General features: G+C 34.4%; 9 protein-coding genes. 3 read left to right on the plus strand and 6 right to left on the minus strand.

Annotated elements, in window-relative coordinates:
- Positions 1-679 precede the first annotated feature (679 nt).
- Together F890_RS17645 and F890_RS17650 are read right to left on the minus strand one after the other, a co-directional pair.
- The gene (locus F890_RS17645) at positions 680-1573 is read right to left on the minus strand and encodes a LysO family transporter (RefSeq protein ID WP_004282254.1); all 894 of its coding nucleotides are present in this window, start codon (positions 1571-1573) and stop codon (positions 680-682) included.
- Positions 1570-2412: a 2OG-Fe dioxygenase family protein gene (locus F890_RS17650; protein WP_004282255.1), complete on the minus strand. Its 843-nt coding sequence runs from the start codon at positions 2410-2412 to the stop codon at positions 1570-1572. Before F890_RS17650 ends, F890_RS17645 begins: the two co-directional genes overlap by 4 nt.
- A 280-nt stretch (positions 2413-2692) precedes the next feature.
- Here F890_RS17650 and F890_RS17655 point away from each other — a divergent pair, with 280 nt between their 5' ends.
- On the plus strand, positions 2693-2983 hold the full coding sequence (locus F890_RS17655; RefSeq protein ID WP_004282256.1) for a type II toxin-antitoxin system RelB/DinJ family antitoxin: 291 nt from the start codon (positions 2693-2695) through the stop codon (positions 2981-2983).
- Complete coding sequence (locus F890_RS17660; protein WP_004282257.1) at positions 2976-3257, plus strand: type II toxin-antitoxin system RelE/ParE family toxin; 282 nt, start codon at positions 2976-2978, stop codon at positions 3255-3257. The genes F890_RS17655 and F890_RS17660 overlap by 8 nt, the downstream gene beginning before the upstream one ends.
- Positions 3258-3400: 143 nt before the next feature.
- Here F890_RS17660 and F890_RS17665 read toward each other — a convergent pair whose 3' ends face one another.
- Entirely contained in the window at positions 3401-3898 is a 498-nt protein-coding gene (locus F890_RS17665) for a hypothetical protein (RefSeq protein ID WP_004282258.1), read from the minus strand.
- Positions 3895-4866 (minus strand): MobQ family relaxase, encoded by a 972-nt coding sequence (gene mobQ, locus F890_RS17670; protein WP_004809023.1) that lies wholly within the window; start codon positions 4864-4866, stop codon positions 3895-3897. Before mobQ ends, F890_RS17665 begins: the two co-directional genes overlap by 4 nt.
- Before the next feature lie 186 nt (positions 4867-5052).
- Here mobQ and F890_RS17675 point away from each other — a divergent pair, with 186 nt between their 5' ends.
- Positions 5053-5334, plus strand: coding sequence for a hypothetical protein (locus tag F890_RS17675; RefSeq protein ID WP_005254311.1), 282 nt, complete (start codon positions 5053-5055; stop codon positions 5332-5334).
- Here F890_RS17675 and F890_RS17680 read toward each other — a convergent pair.
- Both F890_RS17680 and repM read right to left on the minus strand, forming a co-directional pair.
- Positions 5331-5627: a hypothetical protein gene (locus F890_RS17680; RefSeq protein WP_004282260.1), complete on the minus strand. Its 297-nt coding sequence runs from the start codon at positions 5625-5627 to the stop codon at positions 5331-5333. The two genes, F890_RS17675 and F890_RS17680, sit on opposite strands and share 4 nt — an antisense overlap.
- Positions 5624-6607 (minus strand): replication initiation protein RepM, encoded by a 984-nt coding sequence (repM, locus tag F890_RS17685; RefSeq protein WP_004282261.1) that lies wholly within the window; start codon positions 6605-6607, stop codon positions 5624-5626. The genes F890_RS17680 and repM overlap by 4 nt, the downstream gene beginning before the upstream one ends.
- Positions 6608-6733: the final 126 nt, after the last annotated feature.

Here is a 6733-nt window from a genome sequence, read left to right on the forward strand (position 1 = left end):
ACTGCATAAACGTATAGATAAGACTGCATAAACGTATAGATAAGACTGCATAAACGTATAGATATAGGCGCACAAACTATTGATATTTAATTAAAATAAGAGGTCTAAAATTATAAAATTATAAAATTATTAAAAAGAGGGGAAGTGCTTAAAACTGCCCTAGATACTCGCTAAAGCTCGTACTCTATTGAAGCTCGTTCCTCGCTTCGAGGGGCAGTTTTTGGTTAATTCTGTTTGTGAAATCTAAAAGCAAAAATGGATTCGCTTCGCTCATAGAGATTTTTTACTCGCTCACGCTCGATCATCAAGCAAAAGCTATACAGTCGCTTTGCTCGGTTAATCTCGTTTGGCTGCAAAAGGAGGCTTTGTAATCAGGAAAAAGACGGGGCGAAATTTTTATGTTGCTCAATCGCTCGTAGGCACTCGCTTGGTTATTACAGTTGGGAGCAAATAATTTTATTTAGCTGAACTAATTAAAAACGTGGAATATTGATCAAAGATTAGCCGTGGAACGTGAAAAAGCATAAAAAAGCCCGAACTGGGATGCTCGGGCTATAAAATTGAAACTATAGCGTTGAAATTTCACAAGAAATATAACACATTTCGTATAACGTGTATTATGTTGATTTTAGAAAAATTTAATAATCAAGTTAAGTAAATCACTGCCTAAAATAATATTTTAAATAAAAACACTAAAAAATATAATAAAAAAGGGTGCTAGTATTGTCAAAATAAAACCGCTAAAAATTGCTATTTGCACGTCCAATTGCGAACAATTATTTTTTATAAATGGAAGTGTAGAATCCATTGCTGTAGCTCCACAAATACCAATTATAGGATTAGGATAATTTCGTCCAAGAAGATATAGCAAACCTATTGCATAAAACTCTCTAATTAAATCAGTTAATAAGGCAAAAGTTCCATATTCAGCACCTAATGTTTTTCCTATGAGTGGACCTGAAAGAGAAAACCAGCCAAATCCGCTTCCTAAAACTAAAAGTTCAAAAAATGATTTATCTATAATGAATGTTGTTAAATATGCAGCAATGAATAGTGAAAAAATTGTAATTAGTGGTACTTGAAAATGATTAATGGTCAAAGCTTGAATTTTAATTGTTGATAAATCCACACCTACCAAAAATATCAAGATATAAAGAAGAATACTACTTACAGCCTCACTCTCCCAATTACTCGGCAATACAAGATACAAAACCATACCAATAATAACCATTGATATAGCAATCACACACTCTTTGATAGGTTTAAAAATTTCAGATATAGATTTCTTATTTTTACTTGTATTTTTTACTTTTTTAAAAAGTAAAATAAAAGTAATAAAAGTAATAATTGTTGAATAAATAAATGATCCGACAATTACTGTAGTTCCTAGTTCTTTATCAAAAAGAATACTACCAAATTGGAAACCTATTGAAATTAGAAGTAACCAGACTAAGAATGTTATATAACTTACTAAATTATCTCTAGTATTTGAATTTATTACTCGCCCAATTCCCCATCCAAGTATTAAAGATAAGAGAATAGGCAATAAAGAAAATATAAGGTTATTTATCATATTTTTTGTTTCGTTAAAGAGTAGTCAATTAAAATCATCCAACGCTCACCAAGTAAATCTACTTGATCATTATTAATTTTTTTAATTGGTGATACATAATGACATACCGAAGAATCGTGAACAGCAAAACTATCAGAAATATTTTTTAATGTGAATTGACTGTAAATATTTTCATTGTTTACATCATCTAGACGCTTATTTCTTTCATTTGGATGGGCTATATAATTTTCACCGCCTACAATATTATTGCTTCTATAAAGAAGATGAGCAAAGGTAAAAGGTTCTCCATCTTGATGGAAACAATCAGGAGAACTAATGCCTAAACTTTGGTCACAAGTTGAAGTTAATTTAACAAAGTGTATTCCAACATAAATTGGTAAATAATAGTCATTTAACCCAAATGTTAAGTTATAGTCTTCAATAATTATTGAATTCAAATATTTAGAGCTTTTAACATCGTCACTTAAAGCATTAAAATATCTGATAGAGCCATGCTCTGGATTATTATTACCTTGATCATATCCAGATAGTTCTCTTCCATCATCAGTTATTGTAGTCGGTAACCAAATTGGATTTTTTTGCTTTTCCCATGGAAGAATTAGAGCATTTCCATACCTTCTAAAGCGTTGAGTGTTTGATGGTGAAAAGGGATCTTTTTCTAACTCTCTAAATTCATTGAAAATAGTTAATTTTGAGTTAATGTCAACTTCTGAAGCCTTATATTTTATATAACCATTCTGTTGAAAGTCTTCTTGTAATTTTGAAACATCAACTTCTTGATTTAAATTAAATTGATGATTTTCGTTTGGATATTCTTTTCTTAAATTTTGATTCAGCATAGGAAACCTTACTATATAACTTAATATTGTAATACTGCCCAAAAAATATTTAATTTTTATGAAAAAGTAAATTATTTATAATTAATAATCATACTCTTAGGTTTAATAAGTGGTAAATTTTTGTGAATTCTCAATGAAATACCCTCCCATTTAACATAATGGCTGTTATACAAAATTCAGATATTGGAACTAATTCTTACAATAATTTGAGTGATTTTTTAGACTATTAGCGTACATTAGGTTTACGATAGTACATGTTTTGTAAAACATAGGTGATGATATGGCGACAACAAATTTTAATCTGCGACTTGAGCAAGATTTGCGTGATCGGGCATTTCCAGTGTTTGAGCGTTATGGACTGAGCGCATCACAAGCCTTTAAATTGTTTTTAACACAAGTTGCTGAGACCAATAAAATTCCCTTGTCTTTTGATTATGCAGAGACAGAGAATGTGCCGAATAGTGTCACAAGAAAAGCATTGACTGAAGCAAAAAATAGAACTGATTTTTCAGATGCTTATGAAACACCTGAAGAATTTATGAAAGCGATGCAAGAATTAGCCAATGCGTAAGATATTAGCTGAAAGCCAATTTAAGAGAGATATTAAAAAGCAATTTTTAGAGCTAATTACACCTGCATGGGCAGAAGTTCTACATTGCCTTTGTAGCGATATAGTTTTGCCTGAAAAATATTGTGATCATGGTCTTACTGGTGAGTGGGAAGGCTTTAGGGACTGCCACATTAAACCTGATTTAGTATTGATCTATGCCAAGCAAGAAGATTATTTGCAATTGGTACGAATTGGTAGCCACTCGGAATTGTTTGGAAAGCGCAGAAATAAATAGTGAAAAATTTATGTGCTTAGGCATTTCATCTATCTTGGCTCGATGCTTTGAAATATGGCTTTAGCCATGTTTCAAAGTCGGGCAACTTTGCGCTTGCTGTAATCTGATCAGTAATGAGAAAAACCAAGCAAAGTACCGATCATCTAGTATTTTTTAGGGTCAATGCGACACCAATCATAAGTTTTATTTTTGACGTTATTTGGCTCAAATGAATAGCATTTCTTAGTCATAATTCTGACTAGCGTTTCGCCATCACTTTCTCGAATTTGTAGCGGATATTTTTTAAGTACAGCCATATCAGCTCTACGTTCATCAATTTCATCTTTGCTTGGCACGTATAAGAATATTGCCAAAATGAATACCATCACTAAGGCGACAAATGCACTAGCAAAAATGATGATAAATTTTGAGTTCAGTCTGTTTGTGGCTTCGTTTAATGCCTGAATACTGTTATTCAATGCGCCTGTATGCTTCTTATTTGCGATTTCTAGCGACTTTTCAGCCTTATTGAGTACTCCGCTAGCTACTTCATTGTAGAACGTCTCTAATCGCTTGTTATCATCTGCTATGGCTTCTCTGTATTCCTTCATAGATGCCAATAAAATATAGAGTTGGTCGTCTAAATCATTTTGGTTACTCATCGTGACCATCCATCATTATCTAAATTTCGTGATGCCTTACGATTTGCTTGCTCGGCTCGTTGTTTGTCTAGTTCTTGTTGTCGCTTCATTTCCGCTTGGCGTTCCAGTTCTAGGCGTTTGTTTTCTTGGTTTTTCTGCCATTGCTCAAAACCTTGATCGACACGGTTTAAACCACGCTGTAAAACGCTCTCTTTCTGCTGTTTCTGTTGCTCAAGTTGTTGGGTGTTCTGCTGTTTCACATTGTCATTGAAACGGCTGATTTCAGTGTCTATGCCTTGTCTGCGTAATTGGGTGACTTTGCTGCCTTCGTGGATGGTTGCTTGTAGTCCATTATTTTGATCGGCATAGCTGCGGTGGTCTATTTTTTCTCGGTAGCCTGCACGTTCCAATGCCTTGTTGGCTAAGTCTGCCCATGTTTCTCGAATTTGCTTAATATCTTCTTGGGTTGTACCCATACCAAGGCTTTTTCGTTTGGCGTTGCTGAGTTCAATATCGGTTTTGGTGGTCAGGGTGAGTTTATTATCTGTGTCCAGTTCTGCCTTTCGGGTGGTGAGCATGATATGGGCGTGGTGGTTTTTATCATTACCGCCTTTGCTGGGTTCATGGATGGCTAAATCTGCGATCACGTCATAGCGATCAACTAAGGACCTGGCAAATTCTTTTGCCAAGTCCTTACGTTGATCAGCGTCTAATTCATCAGGTAGGGCAATGACCCATTCTCTAGCGGTTCGGGCATCTTTGCGGTTTTCGGTTTTTTCTGCCAAGTTCCAAAGCTCAGCACGGTCAATTTCAATATCTAAATTAGACAGAATTTCAGAATGGGCGACACCATCTTTTCTCGTAAAGTCATGGGTCAGTCCTGTGCGTTCATCTTCTAATTTTTCCCCTGCACGATATGCAGATGATGCAACCGCAGTTCGTCCCGAACTTCGGTTAACCGTTTTAGTGGAACAATGATAAATTGCCATGCAGTCACCTTGGGGTGCTTTTGCTTTTGGGGTTAAGGGGAATCCCCTTACGCTAATGGAGACTTGGATGAAATCCAAGTCGTAAGTGCGCATTTCATGAAAAAAACGATAGCATATTACCCGCTTGAATTTCAATTCATAGGGTCTTATGCTTGAGTGGTTTTCTATATTCCGAAATTAACCGTTATGACTAAATCTGCTGAAAATATTGAAAAGAAAATTGAAGCCCAGTTAGAGAAGCTGAAACAGTTAAAAGCACAGAAACAAGCTATCGAAGCAAGAGAACGTACCAAGCAAAAGGAACAGCAACGAAAAGATGATACTCGGCGTAAAATTCTGCTCGGTTCTTATTTGATTAAAAAAATGCAGAATGAAGCCAATAAAGAAAAAATATTGGCTGAACTCAACGAATATTTAACAGAAAATAGAGATCGACAGCTTTTTGATTTGCCCGATATTGAAGCCTAATTTTTCTTAGCTATTTGGTTTTTTTGTTCGGCTTGATACTCTGGAATGAGCGTATTTAAAACCTTTTGAATATTGTCCTTGTCCTCGATTTGTAAATTATCCCGATAGTAAATTAAGTTCTGTATTTTGCTTTCCATCTGTATTTTTTCGGTTGGTTCGGCATCTTTGGATATTCGGGATAATAGGAAGATATAACCGCATATATTTTCTCTCGCAATTTCATAATTTACGATGTCGAGGTATTCAACGGTCACATGTTTTAGATCGGTTGATAGGTTATTTAATTTAATCATGGCTGAAATCCTGATTTTTCTAATATTGGATAAAGCTCTCTGAATTTTTCAGGCTCTAAAAGCATATCAGCGATACGAATAGCAAATTGTTGGTAGCTTTCTGTACCTTGTGAATATTTCCCCATTTCAGGCATTTCTGACATTTTATTTGCAAATAAATGACGTTGTGGGTCGCTCAATTTTATGAAAAAATCGGGGCTATTGCGATTTTGCTTGGATATTATTTTTTTTGAGGTTTTATCTACTTTAGGCTTCAATGTGAATGAAAAACCAATAATCGTCCGCCCTTGCTTATGTTGTTTATATTTAATCGTATAGTCTGAATGTTGATTCACTTGTTCCACAGCAACATCTAATACTCGTAACTTAAAGTTAGAAATTATTTTATATTGCTTGGGTTCTACACCTAACTGTCCTCGTAACTGCTCTATTGGAATAAGCGGAATATGTCCTACATTTTTCCACTTCATTAATAACTCAAACAACCGAGTGGCGTAGGTACTAGTAAATTCTGTAGTCTGAGAAAGGTAGTAACTTGTAAAATATTCTTTTGAATTGGCAACTAATAAAACAACATCGCTGGTAAGTTGAAAATGTAATAAGCCTTCTGATTCGGTATAACCAATTTTTTGTACCCATCTCGATTTCATTGTTGTGGGTATATCACAATCTCTTAGTTTTTTTGGCGGTTTAAGCGTGTATTCTTTACCAAACTCTAAGCCATATAACGTATAAGAAAAATAGCGTAAGAATAAGCGTTCTGATGCTTCCTTTAATGCTCGGTAAGCAACTGAGCTATCTACCTTAAATTGTTCCGCATACTCCCCTGCATGTATTGTCAACACAGTATCACTTGTTATTTCTTGGTGCTGATTATTGGCTTTAACCAAAGCCAACCCTATTAAGCGTTGCTCTATAAGACTTAATGTATAACTTGCATCAATCAAAGCATTATTTTTAACGACTAAATCATTTGCCATTTTTTATACATACATTGTTTTTAGTTGTAATTATATTACATTGATTAAATATGTATAGCAATACTGCATAAACGTATAGATAAGACTGCATAAACGTATAGATAAGACTGCATAAACGTATAGATA

Source organism: Acinetobacter sp. CIP 64.7, from assembly GCF_000369745.1.
Classification (GTDB): Bacteria; Pseudomonadota; Gammaproteobacteria; order Pseudomonadales; family Moraxellaceae; genus Acinetobacter; species Acinetobacter fasciculus.